General features: G+C 66.1%; 16 protein-coding genes. 14 read left to right on the top strand and 2 right to left on the bottom strand.

Going from position 1 to position 17,978, the window contains the following annotated elements; translation table 11 throughout:
* Positions 1-2: 2 nt before the first annotated feature.
* Positions 3-527, bottom strand: coding sequence for a DUF1003 domain-containing protein (locus ABIC35_RS18355; protein WP_121076128.1), 525 nt, complete (start codon positions 525-527; stop codon positions 3-5).
* 47 nt (positions 528-574) lie between these two features.
* Here ABIC35_RS18355 and ABIC35_RS18350 point away from each other — a divergent pair, with 47 nt between their 5' ends.
* The 11 genes from ABIC35_RS18350 (at position 575) to ABIC35_RS18300 (ending at position 12,495) form a co-directional block, all read left to right on the top strand.
* Positions 575-1,534: an MDR/zinc-dependent alcohol dehydrogenase-like family protein gene (locus ABIC35_RS18350; RefSeq protein ID WP_121079279.1), complete on the top strand. Its 960-nt coding sequence runs from the start codon at positions 575-577 to the stop codon at positions 1,532-1,534.
* On the top strand, positions 1,531-2,505 hold the full coding sequence (locus tag ABIC35_RS18345) for a Gfo/Idh/MocA family protein (RefSeq protein WP_121076131.1): 975 nt from the start codon (positions 1,531-1,533) through the stop codon (positions 2,503-2,505). The genes ABIC35_RS18350 and ABIC35_RS18345 overlap by 4 nt, the downstream gene beginning before the upstream one ends.
* 150 nt (positions 2,506-2,655) lie before the next feature.
* Positions 2,656-2,805: a hypothetical protein gene (locus ABIC35_RS18340; RefSeq protein WP_164521791.1), complete on the top strand. Its 150-nt coding sequence runs from the start codon at positions 2,656-2,658 to the stop codon at positions 2,803-2,805.
* A gap of 18 nt (positions 2,806-2,823) precedes the next feature.
* Entirely contained in the window at positions 2,824-3,417 is a 594-nt protein-coding gene (locus ABIC35_RS18335; RefSeq protein WP_436286790.1) for an SRPBCC family protein, read from the top strand.
* The gene (locus tag ABIC35_RS18330) at positions 3,417-4,607 is read left to right on the top strand and encodes a zinc-dependent alcohol dehydrogenase (protein WP_121076134.1); all 1,191 of its coding nucleotides are present in this window, start codon (positions 3,417-3,419) and stop codon (positions 4,605-4,607) included. The genes ABIC35_RS18335 and ABIC35_RS18330 overlap by 1 nt, the downstream gene beginning before the upstream one ends.
* Before the next feature lie 13 nt (positions 4,608-4,620).
* Positions 4,621-5,400: an SDR family NAD(P)-dependent oxidoreductase gene (locus tag ABIC35_RS18325; RefSeq protein WP_121076137.1), complete on the top strand. Its 780-nt coding sequence runs from the start codon at positions 4,621-4,623 to the stop codon at positions 5,398-5,400.
* A 75-nt stretch (positions 5,401-5,475) separates the two neighbouring features.
* On the top strand, positions 5,476-6,318 hold the full coding sequence (locus ABIC35_RS18320) for an HpcH/HpaI aldolase/citrate lyase family protein (RefSeq protein ID WP_121076140.1): 843 nt from the start codon (positions 5,476-5,478) through the stop codon (positions 6,316-6,318).
* Between the two features lie 273 nt (positions 6,319-6,591).
* Positions 6,592-9,747 (top strand): TonB-dependent receptor, encoded by a 3,156-nt coding sequence (locus ABIC35_RS18315; RefSeq protein ID WP_121076143.1) that lies wholly within the window; start codon positions 6,592-6,594, stop codon positions 9,745-9,747.
* A 159-nt stretch (positions 9,748-9,906) separates the two neighbouring features.
* Positions 9,907-10,626 carry a SapC family protein gene (locus ABIC35_RS18310; RefSeq protein ID WP_121076146.1) on the top strand — a complete coding sequence of 240 codons (720 nt, stop codon included), beginning with the start codon at positions 9,907-9,909 and terminating at the stop codon, positions 10,624-10,626.
* A complete protein-coding gene (locus ABIC35_RS18305; RefSeq protein ID WP_354278548.1) occupies positions 10,623-11,657 on the top strand; it encodes a cupin-like domain-containing protein in 1,035 nt (344 codons plus the stop codon). The genes ABIC35_RS18310 and ABIC35_RS18305 overlap by 4 nt, the downstream gene beginning before the upstream one ends.
* A gap of 202 nt (positions 11,658-11,859) precedes the next feature.
* On the top strand, positions 11,860-12,495 hold the full coding sequence (locus tag ABIC35_RS18300; RefSeq protein ID WP_183049363.1) for a PEPxxWA-CTERM sorting domain-containing protein: 636 nt from the start codon (positions 11,860-11,862) through the stop codon (positions 12,493-12,495).
* A 71-nt stretch (positions 12,496-12,566) separates the two neighbouring features.
* Here ABIC35_RS18300 and ABIC35_RS18295 read toward each other — a convergent pair whose 3' ends face one another.
* Positions 12,567-14,453, bottom strand: coding sequence for a methyl-accepting chemotaxis protein (locus ABIC35_RS18295; RefSeq protein WP_354278547.1), 1,887 nt, complete (start codon positions 14,451-14,453; stop codon positions 12,567-12,569).
* Between the two features lie 234 nt (positions 14,454-14,687).
* Between ABIC35_RS18295 and ABIC35_RS18290 the strand changes: the two genes are divergently transcribed.
* From ABIC35_RS18290 to ABIC35_RS18280, 3 genes are all read left to right on the top strand, one after another.
* Positions 14,688-15,746, top strand: a complete 1,059-nt coding sequence (locus ABIC35_RS18290) for a glycosyltransferase family 2 protein (protein ID WP_354278546.1) — start codon at positions 14,688-14,690, stop codon at positions 15,744-15,746.
* A 106-nt stretch (positions 15,747-15,852) separates the two neighbouring features.
* Positions 15,853-16,644, top strand: a complete 792-nt coding sequence (locus tag ABIC35_RS18285; RefSeq protein ID WP_121076155.1) for a 2-keto-4-pentenoate hydratase — start codon at positions 15,853-15,855, stop codon at positions 16,642-16,644.
* Between the two features lie 32 nt (positions 16,645-16,676).
* Positions 16,677-17,966: an MFS transporter gene (locus ABIC35_RS18280; RefSeq protein WP_121076158.1), complete on the top strand. Its 1,290-nt coding sequence runs from the start codon at positions 16,677-16,679 to the stop codon at positions 17,964-17,966.
* The last annotated feature ends 12 nt before the right edge of the window (positions 17,967-17,978 follow it).

The raw sequence follows: 17,978 nt of genomic DNA, 5'->3' as shown, positions 1-17,978 counted from the left end.
CCTCAGTCGATCCCCTTTTCCTTCCGGCTTTCGTCGAGCGCGTCGAGCACCTGAACCGGCTCCACATCGGCGTGGATCTCGGCGAAGGCGGGGTCGTCCGGCCGGATGTCCAGCTTCTCGGCGATCCGTGTGACCAGCCCTGCCAGCTTGGTCAGCTCATGCTCGGCGAGCAGGTTGACGTGCAGGTCCAGGTCCGCGCGACGATCGGCGACCGCCGCCATCCGGTTCTGGCTGATCAGCACGAAGGTCGAGAGGAAGATCGCCTCCACCGACGCGACCATCGCCAGCGCGACGAAGGTCGGGTCGAAGCGCGGCAGCACCGGCAGCACCCCCAGATTTACCGAAATCCAGACCCCGAAGAGGACCAGATGCAGCACCACGAACGTCATCGATCCCGTGAAGCGGGTGATCCGATCCGCGACCTTGTCACTGAGCGGTGCGCGCAGGGCATCCTCGCGCTGCCGCGCCGTGAGGTCTTCGATGTTCTGGCGGAGCGTGGCACCCATGCCCTGGCGTGGTTCGATCATCGTTCGACAACATCGCGTGAAATCAATTGGTTGCATGGAGAATGCGCATGATGCGCGCCGCTATCCTTGAAGGCCCGGAGCAGATCCGGATCGAGACCGCGACGCTGCCCGCGCCGGGCCCCGGCGAAGTGCGCATCCGGCTGGAAGGCTGCGGCGTCTGCGCCTCCAATGTCGAGCCGTGGCAGGGTCAGCCCTGGAGCCAGTTTCCCGGCGATCCCGGCGGGCTCGGCCATGAGGGCTGGGGCGAGATCGATGTGGTGGGCGAGGGCGTGGAGGGGCTGATGCCGGGGGACCGGGTCGCCTCGCTCTCCTTCCGCAGCTTCGCCGATTACGACGTGGCGAAGGCGGACATGGTGGTGAAGCTGCCCGACACGCTCTCCGGCCAGCCCTTTCCCGGCGAGCCCTTGGGCTGCGCCTTCAACATCTTCCGCCGCAGCGACATCCGCGAAGGCCAGACGGTGGCGATCATCGGCATCGGCTTTCTGGGCGCGGTGCTCACCAAGCTCGCCAGCGATGCCGGCGCGCGGGTGATCGCGATCTCGCGGCGGCAGGAATCGCTGGATCTCGCCAAGCATTTCGGTGCGGCCGAGACGATCCCGATGCACGATCACTATGCGATCATCGATGCGGTCAAGGCGCTGACCGAGGAGGCGATGTGCGCGCGGGTGATTGAGGCGGTCGGCAAACAATGGCCGCTCGATCTGGCGGGCGAGCTGGTCGGCTTCGGCGGCAAGCTGGTGGTCGCCGGCTATCACCAGGACGGACCGCGGCAGGTGAACATGCAGGGCTGGAACTGGAAGGGCATCGACGTGATCAACGCGCATGAGCGGGACCCCGAGGTGCAGATGCAGGGCCTGCGCGAGGCAGTGGATGCGGTGGCGAGCGGGCGGCTCGACCCGACGCCGCTCTACACGCATCGTTATGCACTGGAGGAACTGGGCGAGGCGCTGGCCGCCACGCGCGACAAGCCCGAGCATTTCGTCAAGGCACTGGTGATGCTGCGATGAGGCCGCGCGTAGGGTTTCTCGGCACCGGCTGGATCGGGCGTCACCGGATGGAGGCGATGCTCGCCACCGGCGCGATCGAAGCGGCCGCCTTTGCCGATCCCTCTCCCGAGGGGGCCGAGCAGGCGCGGGCACTTGCACCGGACGCGCAGGCGGTCGATGGGCTGGAGGCGATGCTGGCGCTGGGCCTCGATGGAATCGTCATCGCCACCCCCAGCGCGCTGCATGCCGAGCAGAGCATCCGCGCGCTGGAGGCGGGCGTCGCGGTGTTCTGCCAGAAGCCGCTGGGCCGCACCGCCGCGGAGGTGGACGCGGTGATCGCTGCCGCGCGTACCGCCGACCGGCTGCTGGGTGTCGATCTGTCCTACCGCCATACCGAGGGCATGCGCGCGATTGCCGAGTTGGTGCAGGGTGGGGCGCTTGGCCATGTCTTCGCGGTCGATCTGGTGTTCCACAATGCGTACGGGCCGGACAAACCGTGGTTCTACGATCCGGCGCAGTCGGGCGGCGGCTGCGTGATCGATCTGGGCGTGCATCTGGTAGATCTGGCGCTGTGGACGCTGGGCTTTCCGGCGGTGGAGGGCGTTGCGGCGTCGCTGCGCGCGCAGGGGCAACCGCTCGGCGTGATGCAGGTGGAGGATTATGCCACCGCGGCGTTCCGGGCGGGCGATACCGATGTGCGGCTCGCCTGCTCGTGGCGGGTGCATGCCGGCACCGATGCAGAGATTTCGGCGGTATTCTACGGGACCGAGGGCGGGGCGGCGCTGCGCAACGTCGGCGGCAGCTTCTATGACTTCGTGGCCGAGCGGTTCACCGGGACCTCCAAGACGGTGCTGGCGAGCCCGCCGGACGCATGGGGCGGGCGGGCGGCTGCAGCTTGGGCGGAGCAACTGGCCCGCTCGTCGCGCTTCGATCCGGAGGCCGAGCATTTCGCGCGCTCGGCCGAAGTGCTGGATCGCATCTACGGGCGGTAAACCTTAACCCCCCTCTCCCGTTTGCGGGAGGGGGTAAGGTCGATATCTGCTCATCGCGACCTAACCCACGTTATCTCCAATAAAATTTGCAACCAGCACCTGCCCCGGTGGTTACCTTCTGCACCTCCCCCAAGTGCAGGAGACTGGATCATGGCCACCCCGCCGAACGATCCCGAGGTGCGCGACGAACAGCGCGACCCCGGTTCGACCGAGACCAACCCCGCCGCCACCTCGACCCCGGCACCCGCCGAGGGCGACGACGATCTTCCCCCGAAGCTGCCCGGTTCGCCGCAGGGCTGAACCGTCAACGGAGGCATTATGGCCGAGACGATGAACCGCGCGTCGCAGGACGACGCGCCGCTGAGTACTGCCAACAACGAACGCCAGGCGATCGACGAGGCCACGGACGGCCTGATCGTCCAGCGCGGCGACAAGCTCGTCGCGCGTGCGGTGACGATCAATCGCCCGCGCGCCGAACTCTACGCCTTCTGGCGTGATTTCAGCAACCTGCCGCCGATCCTCGACAATGTCGTGCGGATCGACGTGCTCGACAGCGAGCGCAGCCACTGGGTGGTGAAATCCCCCGGCGGCGACACCGTCGAGTGGGATTCGCGCATTACCGAGGATCGCGATGGCGAACTGATCGCCTGGGCATCCGAAGAGGGCGCCGACATCCCGAACAGCGGCCGCATCGAGTTCCGCGATGCCGGCAATCGCGGCACGGTGGTGGTCGCGACGATCAACTACGACCAGCCCTTCGGCACGCTGGGCCGCGTGCTCTCCCGCATCTTCCAGCGCGAGCCGAAGATGCAGGCGCAGCGCGACCTCCGGCGATTCAAGCAACTCATGGAAACCGGCGAGATCGCAACCTCGTCCCGCACCAAGCAACAGCTCGAGGAGGAGCGGAACTGATGCGCGCACTCACCTGGCACGGCAAGCACGACGTCCGCGTGGACTCGGTGCCCGACCCCGAAATCCTCAACCCGCGCGATGCGATCATCAAGATCACCTCCACAGCGATCTGCGGCTCCGACCTCCACCTCTATGACGGCTTCATCCCGACGATGATGGCCGGCGACATTCTCGGCCATGAGTTCATGGGCGAAGTGGTGGAAACGGGCGCTGGCTCGACACTCAAGAAGGGCCAGCGCGTGGTGGTGCCGTTCACCATCTCCTGCGGCTCCTGCTACCATTGCGGCAAGCACCAATACTCGGCCTGCGAGAACGGGCTGCCCGCCGACAATCAGGACCTCGGTCAGGAAATGTACGGCCAGCCAATGGGCGCGCTGTTCGGATACAGCCATCTTACGGGCGGCCATGCCGGCGGCCAGGCCGAATATGTCCGCGTGCCGTTCAGCGATGTCGGCCCGATCGTCATTCCGGACGGAGTCGAGGACGACAAGGTGCTGTTCCTCTCCGACATCCTGCCTACCGGCTGGATGGCGGCGGAAAATGCAGAGATCGAGCCGGGTGACACCGTTGCGGTTTGGGGCTGCGGCCCGGTCGGGCTATTCGCGGTGCAGTCGGCCTTCCTGATGGGCGCCGAGCGCGTCATCGCGATCGACCATTTCCCGCGCCGCCTCGAACTGGCCCGCCGCTTCGGCGCCGAGACGATCAACTTCGAGGAGACGGACACCGCGGCCGCGCTGTTCGAGATGACCGGCGGCATCGGCCCCGATGCAGTGATCGACAGCGTCGGCCTGGAGGCGCACGGCTTCTTCGTCGACAACGTGCTCGATCAGATCAAGAAGTCGACCTTCCTCGGCACCGATCGCATCCACTCGATCCGTCAGGCGATCCTTGCTTGCCGCAAGGGTGGACGCGTCTCGATGCCCGCAGTCTATGGCGGCTTCGTCGACAAGTTCCCGCTTGGCGCGCTGATGGAGAAGGGGCTGACGCTCAAGACGGGCCAGACCCATGTCCAACACTACATGCCCGCGCTGCTTAACGCGATCATGGAAGACAAGATCGATACGACCTTCCTGATCAGCCACACCCTGCCGCTGGAGCAGGCGCCGCAGGGCTACAAGATGTTCCACGACAACCAGAACGAAGTGACCAAGGTCGTGCTGAAGCCCGGCATGGCGCTGGCGGCCGAATAAGGAGGCACGGAAAATGGCGAACAAATTTGCGATAGTGACCGGTGCCTCGAGCGGCATCGGCTTGGAACTGGCGCGGCTGGCCGCGCGCGACGGCTATGACCTGCTGGTGGTGGCGGACACCCCGCTGGTCGACGCCGCCGCCGCGCTGAAGGGCGAGGGCGTCGACGTACAATCGGTAGAGACCGACCTGTCGACCATCGAGGGCGTAGACCGGCTGCTTGTTGCGGCCGATGGGCGGCAGGTTGACCTGCTCTGCGCCAATGCCGGCCACGGGCTGGGCGGTGGCTTCCTCGATCAGGATGTCGCCGAATGGCGACACGTGATCGACACCAATATCACCGGCACCGTCTATCTGCTGCAGAAGGTGCTGCGCCAGATGCGCGATGCGGGCGAGGGCAAGGTGCTGATCACCGGCTCGATCGCGGGCTGGATCCCGGGCAGCTTCCAGGCGGTGTACAACGGCTCCAAGGCGTTCGTGGACAATTTCGCGGCGGCGATCCGCAACGAGCTCAAGGAGGTGAAGGGCATCACCATCACCACCCTGCTGCCGGGCCCGGTCGAGACCGAGTTCTTCGAGCGCGCCGGCATGATGGACACCAAGGTTGGCCAGAGCGAGAGCAAGTCCGATCCGGCCGATGTCGCCAAGGACGGCTGGACGGCGCTGATGAAGGGGACGGACAACATCGTCTCCGGCCTGTCCAACAAGCTGCAGGTCGCCGGTGCCGGCGTGCTGCCGCAATCGGTGACCGCCGAGCAGCACCGCAAGATCGCCGAGCCCGGCAGCGGCGAGTGACCGATACGGTGTGCCGGTTGCCAGCCCGGCCCCGATGATGCCATGGCATCCCTCTCAAAACGGGAGAGGGATGCCATGCGTCTTAGGTCGCTGTTGTTCGTGCCGGGCGATCGGCCGGAGCGCTTTGCCAAGGCGGCGGCGAGCGGTGCCGATGCGCTGATCCTCGACCTCGAGGATTCTGTGCTGGCCGAGCGCAAGGACTTCGCCCGCGATGCCATTGCGGAGTGGTTCGCCGATGCGCCGGACACGCCCTGCTTCGTCCGCGTCAATCCGCTCGGCACCCCCGCGATCGCCGACGATCTCGCCGCCATCGCCACATGCCGCCCCAAGGGGCTGGTGCTCCCCAAGGCCGATGGCGCCGCCGCGATCCGTACCCTGGTGGCGCTGGTCGCGCAGGCAGGCGCTGCGTGCCCGCCGATCCTTCCGATCGCTACCGAAACGCCCGCCGCACTGTTCCACCTGGGCAGCTATGGCGAAGTCGCGGCACATCTCGCCGGTCTCACCTGGGGGGCGGAGGACCTGCCCGCCGCGATCGGCGCGGCGAGCGCTCGGGAAGAAGACGGCGGCTATACCGCGCCCTTCGCGATGGTGCGCTCGCTGGCGCTTTTCGCCGCCCATGCCGCGGGGGTCGCGGCGATCGAGACCGTTTATCCGGACATCGTTGATATCGACGGGCTATCGGCCTATGTCGCGCGGGGCCGCCGCGACGGATTCACCGGCATGCTGGCGATTCACCCGGCGCAGATCGAGGCGATCAACGGCGGCTTCACCCCGAGTGAGGCGGAAATCGCCGCGGCCGAGGAAATCGTCCAGGCCTTCCTCGACCATCCCGAGGCCGGGGCGCTGCGGCTGAACGGCCGAATGATTGACCGCCCACATCTCGAACAGGCACGTCGCCTGTTAGCGCGCGCGGAATAGCGGGCGCATCCCGATCTAGCCAATGTAACCCGTTTCAGTCCAACAGATTGTTGCGCTGCAATAGTCTGGGAAAGCATATTGCAGGCATGAAAGCTATTTGCAGCCTGTAACCTTGAAAACACACTAGACGACAAAATCAAACCTGTCGGACAGCTTTGTGTTTCCAACATTGACAATGTTGGGCCCGATGGTAGCGATACCGGCGTCGCGAAAGCATCGGGGCGTTCGCAACAAAAACGGTTTCCGACGATCAAAGTCGGCAGAGGAGGGGACATGAAGAGCGTATCGCGTTCGACTACATGGTCGCGCTCGGCTTCCATGATGGCAGTGGCTGCTTGCATGGTATTGCCAACGATTGCACAAGCACAGACCGACAACGTTGCCACCGCGGCGCCGCAGCAAGAAGGCGGGCAGGGCGAAGAAATCGTCGTCACCGGTATTCGCGCGTCGCTCGAACGGTCGATCGCGATCAAGCGCGAAGCACCGGGTATCGTCGACGCCATCTCGGCGGAAGACATCGGCAAGTTCCCGGATACCAACCTCGCGGAATCGCTGCAGCGAATTCCGGGCGTGTCGATCAACCGCACCAACGGTGAAGGTTCGCAGGTTACCGTCCGCGGCTTCGGCCCGCAGTACAACCTCGTCACGCTGAACGGCCGCCAGCTGGCCTCGGCGGCGATCTCAGTCGTCGGCGGCGACCAGAATGCCGACGGTGCACAGGGCACCACCCGCTCTTTCGACTTCTCGAACCTCGCGACCGAAGGCGTTCGTACGCTCGAAGTGTACAAGACCGGCCGCGCCGCGGTGCCGTCGGGCGGCATCGGCGCGACGATCAACGTCGTCACCCGTCGTCCGCTCGACAGCGGCAGCAAGCCGGGCTTCAACGGCAGCATCGGCGCCAAGGCGGTGTACGACACCAGCGTCGACGGCTGCCTGGATTGCGGCGCAAAGGTCACCCCGGAGTTCTCCGGCGTGGTCGGCTGGAGCGACGCGGACCAGCGCTTCGGTGTCGAGCTGTTCGGCAGCTACCAGAAGCGTAACTTCACTTCGATCGCGGCGACCTCGAACGACTGGAACATCGTTCCGTACAGCAGCTTCGTCACCGGCGGCTTCACCCGCAACAACACGGTGTGCCCGGCCAGCCAGACGACGCTGAGCTCCAGCTGCACGATCGTCAAGGGCGCGCCGAGCAACGCCAACCAACTGGTCGCGATCCCCAACGACAGCCGCTATCACTATGCCGAGGGCAGCCGCGAGCGCATCAACGGCCAGGCCGTGGTGCAGTTCAAGCCTACCGACGCCCTCACGCTGACCGCGGACGGGCTTTATGCGCAGAACCGCCAGCGCGAGACCCGCTCGGATCTGTCCAATTGGTTCAGCCGTCCGTTCGACGAAGTGCATTTCGACGGCAACACCACCGTCGCCACTGCGAATTATCTCCACGAGACGATCAACGGCTTCAAGGATGAGGGCTTCGAAGCGCAGTCGCGCGCGCAGAAGAACCGCCTGACCGATTTCGGCCTCAACGCCGACTGGCAGCTCGCCAGCAACCTCGACCTGCGCCTCGACGGGCACATCTCGAAGTCGTCGAGCCTGCCCGACAACCCGAACGGCGTCAGCTCGACGCTGGTCGGCATGGGCGCCAACGTCGTGGCCGCGCACTCGGTCGACTATAGCGGCGCCGGCATTCCGAAGCAGGACATCACGCTCGGTTCGGTTCCGCTCGACCTGACCTCGTTCGGCAGCCAGATCGGCCGTACCAACAAGTCGACCCAGGAGCAGCTCGTCCGCGAGGCGCGGGCCGACTTCGGCTGGGATCTGGGCGGCGACAGCAAGTTCGAGTTCGGCGCCAACTATCGCAAGACCGACATGCGCCAGACCTTCGTCAGCACCCAGCAGACGCTGGGCGACTGGGGTATCGCCAATCCGGGCGACGTCCAGCGGCTGGCGCCGGGCCTGGTCCAGTCGTTCTGCCTCGAGTGCAAGTTCGACAAGTACGATCCGGGCTCGGATCCGGACTCGAAGATCGCCTTCCGCGGGGATGCTTCGAAGCTCTATCCTATCCTTTCGTCCTACTATGGTGGCCGCGGCAACGCCGTGGGCATCACCGGCAACAACAACAATCGCGTCAAGGAAGACATCTGGGCGGCCTATGGCCAGCTGACCTGGAAGGGTGAAGTGGGCAATGCGCCGGCTCGCCTGGTGGCCGGCATCCGCTACGAGCATACCAAGTCGCGCTCGATCTCGCAGGTGGCGATCCCGTCCGCCGTCGATTGGGTTTCGGACAACGACTTCACCGTGGTGGTGTCGCTGACCAACACGACCCAGTTCGATGAATCGCATTCCTACGACAACATCCTGCCGCAGGTCGACTTCCAGCTCGAACTGCAGCGCAACCTGCTTGCCCGACTGTCGTACAGCAAGACGATTGCACGTCCGAACTACAACAGCCTGTTCACCGCGACCACGCTGGGCGGTCCGCCGCGCCCGACCAACAATGGCGGTATCCCGACCGCATCGGTGGGCAACGCCAGCCTGTCGCCGCTGATCTCGGACAACTTCGACGCGTCGCTGGAATGGTATTTCAAGCCGGACAGCTATGTCTCGGTGGCCTTCTTCGACAAGCGGGTGCACAACTTCGTCGGTAACGGCCAGTTCACCTCGCCGCTGTTCGGTCTACGCGATCCGAGCTCGGGCGCGGCAGGCACGCGGTCGGGCCAGGCGCAGGACGCGCTGAAGGGGCTGGGTGCCGACATCAGCGACGTCAATCTGTTCGTGATGTCGTCCCTGATTGCGAACCGCGGTTCGGTCGCGGCGGCAACCACGGAGTTCCAGGCGAACTACAACAGCTCGACCCGCGCGCTTGACGACAACTACGTCAAGGCGATCAACAACCAGTATGACTTGCGCGGTACTGCGGCCGATCCGCTGTATCAGTTCCAGGTGTCCAAGCCTGTCAACAACAAGGACGCCGAGATCTACGGCGTCGAGCTGGCTGGCCAGTACTTCCTCGGCAACACCGGCTTCGGTGTCGCTGCGGCGTACACGCTGGTGCGCGGCGACGTGGGCTTCAACCTGGGTGCCGACCCGGGCCAGGACCAGTTCGCGCTGCTCGGCCTGAGCGACACGTTCAGCACCACGCTGATCTACGACAAGAACGGCATCTCGGCCCGTCTCGCCTATAACTGGCGCGACCGGTATCTGTCGGGCATCAACCGCCAGGGCTCGCGCAACCCCGAGTTCACCGCGCCCTTCGGCCAGCTCGACATGAACGTGAGCTACGAGATCACGCCGCAGATCGCGCTGTCGCTGGAAGGCATCAACCTCACCAAGTCCAGCGTGCGGACCTATGCCCGCGACGTCAGCGAGCTGTGGTTCGCGCAGGAACTCGACCGTCGCTTCCTGGCGGGCGTGCGCTTCAAGTTCTGAGCTACCGCGCATCCGCGCGAGTGGAGAGGGAGGGTCGCTGCCGGGGGCAGCGGCCCTTTCCTTTGCCCGCAGCGGATGCGGATGGTTGAGAGGGGCGCGGCTTTGCGCCATGGTCGGGCAGAACCGGGTGGGACGCCCGGAAAGATGGGTATATTTCGAATGACGAACCCGGTCGCGCTGGACAATGTGCTCCACCAGGACCTGCGCGTCGCCTTCCGCCACGGAGCGGAATTCGGCGATGCCGCCAACCAGATCCTTATTTTTCCCACCGAGTTCGAGGCCGTACAGCGCGAATTCCCAATCCTTTTCCGCGAGGCGGAGGGGGAGGGGCTGCAGGCGGTGGCGCTCACCGGCTTCGATCTCGACGAGAATTTGTTCTTCGACGGCGAGCGCTGGACCAGCCGCTACGTTCCTGCGCTTCAGCAGCGCGGTCCCTTTTCGATCGGCATTCCTGCCGATGACCTTGATTCCGATGAGGGGCCGACGGTGCATGTCGACCTCGACGATTCCCGCGTCGGCACGGAGGCTGGCGAACTGCTGTTCCTGCCGCAGGGCGGCGCCAGCCGCTATCTGGAGCATGTCTCGCGGGTGCTGGGGCGGATCCATGGCGGGATCGGCGCAGCCGCGCCGGTCTACGCGCTGTTCCAGGAAATGGGCCTGCTCGAAAGCAACGTCATCGAAGTGACGCTGCACGACGAGCAGCGCTACCGGATCGACGGCTTCCAGATGCTGTCTCACGACCGACTGGCGGCGCTGGCGCCCGAGGCGATCGAGCGGCTGCATCGCGCGAACGTGCTGGGGCTCGCCTATCTCGTCGCCGCCTCGCTCGGCAACATCAGCGCGCTGATCGAGCGCAAGAATGCGGGCGCGGCGCGGTGAACGTGCTTGCCGGTTCTGCGCCCGCGGTGCGGGTGCTCGAGGGCGTTGCGCCGGATGCGATCCCGTTCGACCAGTTGATGGCCGATCAGGCGCCGGTGATCCTCAAGGGAATTGCCGCCGATTGGCCGCTGGTGCGCGCCGGCCTCGCCTCGGCCGAGGACGCGATGGACCTGCTGCAGCGCTTCGACGGCGGTCGCCCGGTGGTGACGTTCACCGGTGCCCCCGAGATCCACGGGCGCTTCTTCTATGATGAGAGCGTCACCGGCCTGAACTTCACGGGCCGCCGCGAACCGCTGACGCCGCTGCTGGACGCGATGCGTCCGTCGATCGGCGACCCGAACGCGCCGAGCATCTATGTCGGCTCGACCGACCTCGACGAGTATCTGCCCGGCTTCCGCGCCGAGAACGACCTGGTGCTCGATCACCCGATGTTCGCCCAGCATCTGGCGAGCATCTGGATCGGCAACCGCACCACTGCGACCTGCCATTACGACATGTCGCACAATCTGGCGGTGTGCGCGGTCGGCCGGCGGCGCTTCACGCTGTTCCCCCCCGACCAGATCGCCAACCTCTACCCGGGACCGCTCGAGCCGACGCCGGGCGGGCAGGTGGTCAGCATGGTCGATTTCGCGGCACCCGATTTCGATCGCCACCCGGGCTTCCGCGAGGCGATGGCGACGGCCCAGGTGGCGGAGATGGAGGCGGGGGACCTGCTCTTCTATCCCGCGATGTGGTGGCACCATGTCGAGGCGCTGGCACCGTTCAACGTGCTGGTGAATTACTGGTGGAACACCAGCCCGGCCTGGCTGGATACGCCGCAGATCACCCTGCTGCATGGCCTGCTCAGCCTGCGCGATCGCCCCGACGCCGAGAAGCAGGCCTGGAAGGCGCTGTTCGATTATTATGTGTTCGGCGACCCCGAGCGCCCGGCTGAACATCTGCCGGAGGCGGCGCGGGGGCCGCTGGGGCCGATCGACGCGAGTGCCGCACGCCGACTGCGCGCCCAGCTGCTCCACCGCCTGAATCGCTGAGGTTCATGCGTAGCTGCGCAAGTGGTCGATGGAATCCGCCGGCCTGCCGTGAAATGGTTAATTTTTCAGCCAAGTTGATCGTTTAGCTCGACAAATCGACGGAACCAGCTGCGCACGCCCCCGGTTCGGGGGCTGCCAAGTTGCGGGCATGATCCATGCGGCCGTTCCCTGGCGTGTTGTACCTTGTTCAGGAGATATCCGGATGATTAAAGGCGCTTTGAGCGCGGCAGCCCTAGTTGCGGGCCTGTCGCTAACCCCCGTGACGGCACAGGCCGCCACTGTGATCGGCGGTGCGACCGCGGTCGACCTTACCGCCACCAGCACCTTCAATTCGCTAGGCTACAAGGTTGCTACCTACGGCACGGCCAGCGCCTTCAAGATCGGCAACGATCTCGTCGCCGCCTTCCTCATCACCGGCGGCTCGCGCAATGATTCCACCGGTGCTACGATCATCGACCATGCCGGCTCGGGCCTGAAATTCTCGCTGGGCGGCAACACGCTCAGCATCGGCAATTTCCAGATCGACACGGCCGCTGGACTGGTCCGCGGCAGCGCCTCGGCCAACGGCTTCACCCTTGGCGACAACATCTCGCTGTTCAATCTCGGCGCCGGCTCGGTGCTGACGCTGACCAACGAGGCGGCCGCGGCGTTCCAGACGACCCTCGGCACCGCCGGCCTCGCCGGTGCGACCATCGGCACAGCGACCCCGGTCGCGGTGTTCGGCCCGAGCGGCGTGCCCGAGCCGGCCAGCTGGGGCCTGATGATTGCTGGCGTGGGCTTTGTCGGCGCGTCCCTGCGGCGCCGTGCCCGCAGCGCCGCGCGTCTCGCCGCCGCCTGAGCGAGACCATCCAAATAGAAACGGCCGGGAGATCGCTCTCCCGGCCGTTTTCTTTTGCGGTCTGCGCAGACTTAGAAGTTCGCCCAATCGTCCGCGTCTGCCCCGGCCATCGCCGCGGCGGGGAGGGGCTTTACCGGCGACACATAGCCACCGCCGTTGCTGCGCTGCGCCTGCTGCCTGGGCTGCGGTTGCGGCATCTGCCGCGCCGGTGCCGCACGCTGGCCGCCCACCTCGAACTGGTGCGCGGAGTCGCTGAGGCTGGTGACCTCGGCATTGAGGTTGCGCGCGGCGGCGGAGGTCTGCTCCACCATCGCGGCGTTCTGCTGCGTGCTGTGGTCCATCGTCTGCACCGCCGAGGCGATCTGCGAGATCGCGGTGGCCTGCGCCTGGTTATCGCTCGCCATCGCGCTGACAAGCTGATGCACTTCCGCGGTCGCGGTCGAGATGGTGTCCAGCGCGCCTTCGACCTGCTGGACGGTCTGCACCGCCTCGACGATGTCCTTCTGCGTTGCGCTCAGCTGGTCGCGGGCGCGGCTGGCTTCCTCTTCCGAGCGCATCGCCAGCTGCGAGACGAGATCGGCGACGACCGCGAAGCCGCGGCCTGCTTCACCCGCACGACCGGCTTCCACCGCGGCGTTCATCGCGAGAACACGCGTCTGGAAGGCGATCTTGTCCAGCCCCTCGATGACGCTGTCGATGCCCTTGGCACCTTCGGAGACGCGGGTCATCGCCTGCACCGCCGTGTCGGTGATCGCCCGGCCGTCATTGACGGTCTGGATCGCGCCGTTGGTACGCTGGACGGTGGTGTCGGCGGCGCGGGCGGTGGCCTTGAGCCGCTGGTCCATCTGGGTGACTGCCGCAGCGGTCTGCTCCAGGCTGGCAGCATTGGCCTCGGTGCGCTTCGCCAGATCCTCCGAGGCGGTTGCGATCTCGCTGGAGCCGGTGCGGATCGTCGTCGCGCTTTCGAGCACCTGGGCAATCAGCGCGCGCAGATTGGCGACGGCGCGGTTGAAGTTGGACTTCACAGGCTCGAATTCCGGCGCCACCGCGATGTCGATGGTGGCGGTGAGGTTGCCGTGCGACAGCGCATCCAGTCGGCTGTCGAGCGCATCGAGCAGGCGGGCCTGCTCGGCATCGGCGGCGGCCTTGGCCTGCTGGGTCGACTGCAGGCCGATCGCGTTCTCGCGGAACACCTCGACGGTGCGTGCCATCGTGCCGAGTTCGTCGCCGCGGTCGGTGCCCGGCACGGTGCGGCGGAGGTCGCCGCCGGCAACCGCCTGCATCGCTGCCTGCAGCGCATTGAGCGGATCGGTGATGCCGACGCGCGCGACCAGATAGCCGGTGCCCATGGCGAGCAGCAGCGAGACCACGTTGATCACGACGAGCATCCAGACGGTCGACTGGCCGGCGTCCTGCAGTTCGTGCGAAGCGTCCGCGGCGGCCTTGGTGCGCGCGGCATTGAAGTCCGCCAGGCTGGTGGTGATCGTCTGGATCTCGGGATCCACCTCGCGCAGCAGCGCCAGCGCGCCGGCATTGTCGTTGCGCAGGCCGCGTTCGATCGCGTCGTGGACCTTGTTCTGCAGCCCGTCCAGCTTGTCGCGGACGGCGCCGATCACGGTCTTGGACGTCGGATCTTCGCGCTCGATGATGTCCAGCAGCGTCTTGGCTTCGGCATAGTGCTTCAGCTCTTCGTCATTGGCTTCGCGGGCCATCGGGCTGTTGCCGTCATAGGCGACGGCACGATAGCCGGCATAGGCCATCGACCCGACCAGTCGGTTGAGCCGCGACGTGTGGGCGGCGCCGGGCAGCGTGCCCAGCGTGAGTTCGGAATAATCGCGATTTGCGCGATTGAGGCTGCTGGCGCCGATCCCGCTGACGACCAGCGTGACGAAGCTGATCATGGCAATCACCGCCAGGATTTTGACGGGCACGCGCACGCGCGCGAGTAACTGTTTCATCCCTTGAATCCCCCATGCACCGGCGTTGGATGCACCGGTGGCAAGTACCCCATTATAGAATCCCCGCGCGTCCCAGGGCGGCGCAGGGCCATAAATGTGCGCGGTAACAGCCTGGCGTAATGGCGGACTTGGGGATCTGCGCGCAGCGGTTAGTGCCAAGGCTGCGTCATGGAACCTAACATCGCCTATAATGCCGAGCGAGGCGTCGCGACGGCGCCCCGGGGGAAAGTTCGCGTGGTACGACTGGCTTTGGTGATGATTGCCCGGAACGAGGCGCGCGCGATCGCGCGGGCGCTCGACAGCGCGCGCCCCTATGTTGACCGGATGATCGTGCTCGATACAGGTTCGACCGACGACACCGTGGCGATCGCCGAGCGCTGTGGCGCGACCGTGCACAAGTTCGCCTGGTGCGACGATTTCGCGGCTGCCCGCAACGCGGCGCTTGATCACTCGGACGCCGATTGGAACCTGATGCTCGACGCCGATGAGTGGCTCGAAGCCGGGTTCGAGGCACTTGCGCCCTCGGCATTGCCGTCGGCATCCGCGGCGCGGCCTGCCTTCATCGGCTGCGCACGGCTGCGCAACGAGGGCGCGGAAGGCAATACGGCTCGGCGGTTCCTGCCGCGTCTCCTGCCTCGCGGCGTGCGCTATGCCGGACGGATCCACGAACAGCCCGTGTCATCGCTTCCGCTCGTGCCGGGTGCATTGCAAATCGGGCATGACGGCTATGCCGAGGCGCAGCTCGCCGCCAAGCACGGACGTAACCTCGCTTTGCTGCAGGCGGCGCTCGCGGAGACGCCCGACGATTCCTACCTCTGGTACCAGCTCGGGCGCGAGCACCTGGTCCGCGGCGCGGCCGAGGCGGCGGTGATGCCGCTGCAGACGGCCTATCGCCTGACGCCGCCCGAGGCTGCCTATCGCCACGCCGTGGTGCTCTCGACCGTTCGCTCCTTGAAGGAAGCGGGGCAGTTGCAGGGTGCGTTGGCGTTGGTCGATGCCGAGCAGGCGGCCTGGCCGTCCTCGCCGGATTTCTACTTCGCCGTTGCCGACCTGTATCTCGCCTGGGCCGGCCATGCGCCGGAGATCGCGTTCGACGAACTGCTGCCGGTGGTGGAGGGCGCATGGCTGCGCTGCCTGGAAATCGGCGAGCAGCCGATGCTGGACGGATCGGTGATCGGCTGCGGCAGCTATCTGGCGGCCGCCAACCTGGCGATGTTCTACGAGCAATTGGGCATTCAGGACGAGGCCAAGCGCTATGCAGCGCTGGAGCGCGACCTGCGCGCGGCCGCCTGAGCCTTTTTCTTCACGGACACCCCCGGCTCCTTCTGCGCATCGTTGATCGCCCTCTTTGCTACCGGTATCAGACGCGTCCGATCGGGGCAGAACAAGGAATCAAGGCGTGGCGGAGCAAGCGGCAGTCGAGCATATTGCCAAGGCCTTCGTGGCGGCGCGCCTCGCCCGCGAGGGTTTCGCCGATTACCCGGGCCCGATGCCGGAGACGCTGGAGGAAGGCTATGCCATCCAGACGCGCGCCATCGCATTGTTTGACAAGCCGGTCGCGGGGTGGAAGGTCGGCCGCGTGCCCGAGGCGCTGATCGAACGTCATGGCGGCGTCAATCGTCTGTCCGGCCCGATCTTCGCCGACAGCGTGGTTTGGGCAGAGGCGGACGAGGCGCCCGAAATGCCCGTGTTCCGCAACGGCTTCGGTGCGGCCGAGGCGGAGTATCTGCTGCGGCTCGGCTCGCTCCCAGCCAGCTTCGACCGCTCATGGACCAACGAGGCCGTGCGGCCCTATATCGACGAGATCCGCGTGGGCATTGAGATCGCCGGTTCGCCCTTCGAAGGCATCAACCGCCACGGCCCCGCAGTCACCATTTCCGACTTCGGCAATAACAATGGCCTTCTAATCGGATACCGTATATATTCTGAGGAGGATTTCCTTCATTGGCCGGTGTCGCTAACGATTGACGGGGAGGTCGCTGGAACCGGCACTGCGAGCGCAATGCTCGACGGACCGATCGGAGCGGTGCGCTTCCTGTTCGAACGCGCAGCCCAAGGGCTGCCCCTGGCGGCAGGCCAGTGGCTATCGACCGGCGCCGTCACCGGCGTCCACCCGGTGCGGCCGGGGCAGAAGGTCGAGGCGCGGTTCGGGCCGGCGCTGTGCGTGCAGTGCTCGATCGGGATCGCCTGATCCCGGGACGGCGGAGTGGGATTGGAGAGTTGATGGCGAGCAAGGGCGAAGCCGCGGTAAGCGGCGCCGTGGAACGGGTGGGGCGGTATCGCTGGGTGATTTGCGGGCTGCTGTTCGCGGCCACCATCATCAATTACATCGATCGTCAGATGATCGGCGTGCTCAAGCCCACGCTGATGGCAGACCTGCACTGGACCGAACAGGACTTTGCCGGCGTCATCATCTGGTTCCAGTTCGCCTATGCCGTCGGCTACATCCTGTTCGGCAAGATCGTCGACCAGGTCGGCGCGCGCGTCGGCTACACCATCGCCTTCATCGTCTGGCAGGTGGCGCACATCTTCCACGGCGCGGCCCACAACATCACCCAGTTCGCCATCGCCCGCTTCGCGCTGGGCATCGGCGAATCCGGCAATTTCCCCGCAGGCATCAAGGCGGTGACCGAGTGGTTCCCGGCCAAGGAGCGTGCCTTCGCGATCGGCGTGTTCAATGCCGGGGCGAACATCGGCGCGGTGCTCACCCCGCTGGTCATCCCGTACATGGTGATCGCCTGGGGCTGGCGCTCGGCCTTCGTCATCACCGGCGTGGTCAGCTTCGTCTGGCTGATCGCCTGGTGGACGCTCTACCGCACCCCGCGCGAGCACCCCAAGGTCACCGAGGGCGAGCTCGCCTGGATCGAGCAGGACCCTGCCGACAAGGTGCAGAAGCTCGGCTATGGTTCGGTCCTCGCCAAGCGCGAGACCTGGGCGTACGCGCTCGGGAAGTTCTTCATCGATCCGGTCTGGTGGTTCTTCCTGTTCTGGCTGCCGGGCTATCTGTTCGAGCGCTACCAGCTCGACCTCAAGACCTTCGGACTGCCGCTCGCCGCGATCTACCTCGTGTCCGACATGGGCAGCGTCGCCGGCGGCTGGCTGTCCTCGCGGTTGATGCGCGCAGGGTACACCGCCAATGTCGCGCGCAAGCTGACGATGCTGGTCTGCGCCTTTGCGGTGCTGCCGGTGCTGTTCGCGGAATCGCTGAGCAGCGTGTGGATGGCGGTGGCCGTGATCGGCATCGCGACGGCGGCGCACCAGGCCTTCTCCGCCAACCTCTATGCGCTGCCGGCAGACATGTTCCCGCGCGGTGCGGTCGGTTCGGTGATCGGCATCGGCGGCACCGTCGGCGCGGTGGGCGGTATCCTGATGTCCTTCTATGCCGGCGAAGTGCTGGCGCGGATCGGTAGCTACTGGCCGCTCTTCGCGGTGGCCGGCAGCGCCTATTTCGTCGCACTCGCCTGCGTGCATTTCCTGTCGCCGCGGCTCGCCCGTGTCGACATGGACGCCTGATTTTCCTCTGAC

Origin of the sequence: Sphingomonas trueperi, assembly GCF_040545965.1 — a bacterium.
GTDB classification, from domain to species: Bacteria; Pseudomonadota; Alphaproteobacteria; order Sphingomonadales; family Sphingomonadaceae; genus Sphingomonas; species Sphingomonas trueperi_C.
The sequence above is the reverse complement of the archived record's forward strand: the minus strand, read 5'-3'. Positions and strand labels throughout refer to the sequence as shown.